Genomic DNA, 1,494 nt, shown 5'->3' with positions numbered 1-1,494 from the left:
AACCGCTGCACGCGCAGGCCACGCATGTGGTGGTCGTCGTAGGCGTAGTTGAGGGTGTTTTCGTAGTCGCTCTCGCGCGGGTCGATGGGGATGATGTACGTGCCTTTTTCGGTCCATTGGCCGAGCCAGGTGTCGTACTCGCCGTGGTCGAGCATGTCGCCTTCCTGCCAGATGAAGGCGGTGACTTCGTTCAGTAGTTTCAGATCCATCACTTGCTCTCCGCCGTCATCATCTTCTTCCACTGCTGGTACGCCGCGCGCATGCCGGTTTCGGCACTCACGTCGGACACCAGCCCGTCTGCGCTGGGCTTCTCGCCCGGCAGCCCGCGGTTGAGCATGATCCACAGGTCTTCACCGGCACGGGCGCCTTTCTGCACGCGCTCCCAGGCCTCGGAATCGTCCGGGGTGCCAAAGCCCATCGGGCCTTGGAAGTGCTCGTGCAGGCGCAGCCGGTAGCGGTTGGCTGCGGCTGGGCCGCCGTCCATGGTGATCACCGAGTGGTGGATTTCGGTCTCGGTCACCGAGATCGGCTGCAGCACGCGGAAAAACGCCATCGAGCAGGCGACGTTGGGGAACAGGTTGAGGTTGAAGCCCGAGCCACCGACGGCGCGGACGATGCGGCGCACCTGCTGCTCGTCGATGCCTTCGTCGCGCAGTTCGGCGGCGAGGGACTCGAAGCGCTCGGGGATCGGCTTGTCGAGGTCGGCTTCCAGGTCCACCAGCTCGGGGATCATCACCATCACGCTGTGGCCGTTGCCGAGGTCTTCGACGTAGCCTGGGCCTTTGACGAAGTCGAACAGCTCCAGGGTCTGCTCGTCGACCGAGGACAGGAAGCTTTTGTGCACCAACGGGAAGTGGTAGGCGTCGGTGGTGTTTTCCAGCTGGATCTTCCAGTTGCCGGGGAAGCGGAAGCGGTGCTCGCCGGGGACCTTGATGCCGTAGCCGGCGCCTTGCTTCATGAACAGGTCCATCCACTTCTTCGCGGCGCCGAGGAAGTCTTCGAGCGGTTCGATGTCGTCCTTGAAGGTGGCGAAGACCATGCCGGCGTAGCGCTCGACGCGCAGGCTGACCAGTGGCAGCTCGGCCTTGTCCAGGCAGTCGCCGTAGCTTTCCGGGTGGGGAATGCCGCGCAGCGAGCCATCGAGGGCGTAGCCCCAGCCGTGGTAGGGGCAGACGAAGCTGTTGGTCTTGCCCTTCTTGTGCTCGCAGACCGTGGCGCCGCGGTGGCGGCAGCGGTTGAGCAGCACGTTGATGGCCTTTTTGCGGTCACGCACGACGATCACCGGCTGTTTGCCGATGAAGGTGGTCTTGTAGCTGCCGGGCTCGGGGACTTCGCTCTCGTGGGCGACCCAGATCCAGGTGCTGTGGAAGATCTTCTGCAGTTCGGCGTCGAACAGGGCCGGGTCGGTGTAGAGGGAGGTGTGGACGCGGTCGGGCTGGACCAGCTCGGCCGGGTCGACCGTCAGGTTGACGGCGGGGATCAGGTTGCTCACGG

The 1,494-nt window shown here is 64.5% G+C and carries 1 protein-coding gene and 1 pseudogene; both read right to left on the bottom strand.

What is annotated here, in order from left to right:
* Positions 1-209, bottom strand: a pseudogene (locus HU750_RS26905) (aromatic-ring-hydroxylating dioxygenase subunit beta); the annotation flags it as partial.
* A complete protein-coding gene (locus HU750_RS26900; protein ID WP_186683365.1) occupies positions 209-1,492 on the bottom strand; it encodes a Rieske 2Fe-2S domain-containing protein in 1,284 nt (427 codons plus the stop codon). The gene HU750_RS26900 and the pseudogene HU750_RS26905, both read right to left, overlap by 1 nt.
* Positions 1,493-1,494: the final 2 nt, after the last annotated feature.

The sequence above is a fragment of the Pseudomonas sp. SWRI50 genome (assembly GCF_014269095.1).
GTDB classification, from domain to species: Bacteria; Pseudomonadota; Gammaproteobacteria; order Pseudomonadales; family Pseudomonadaceae; genus Aquipseudomonas; species Aquipseudomonas kermanshahensis.
The sequence above is the reverse complement of the archived record's forward strand: the minus strand, read 5'-3'. Positions and strand labels throughout refer to the sequence as shown.